General features: G+C 15.4%; 1 protein-coding gene. It reads right to left on the bottom strand.

The features are described 5' to 3' along the window. The coding region (locus tag SAZ04_RS21830; RefSeq protein WP_332699623.1) for a hypothetical protein at positions 1-286 on the bottom strand (286 nt) is incomplete at both ends.

Raw genomic sequence — 286 nt, 5'->3', positions numbered from 1 at the left:
AATGTATAAGATTTATTATATTCTTCGTATTCATCACTACTTATTAATCTACTATTAACTACATCATTATCTTCTTCATTTTCTATATCCTTTTTAATTTCATTTATTTTTTTTCTAATATCTTTATTTATTTTTTTATCTTCTTCAGTAATTTCTTTTAATTCTATTTTTAATCCTTGAGAAGATAATAATTTTATTAAAACATCTTCATAATTATTTTTAGATAAATTTAATATCTTTAATACATTTATATATAAATTAAAATATTCATCCTTAATAATTTCTT

This window comes from Halalkalibacter lacteus (assembly GCF_036663595.1).
Lineage (GTDB): Bacteria > Bacillota > Bacilli > Bacillales > Bacillaceae_D > Halalkalibacter > Halalkalibacter lacteus.
This window is presented reverse-complemented; position numbering and strand designations above follow the sequence as displayed.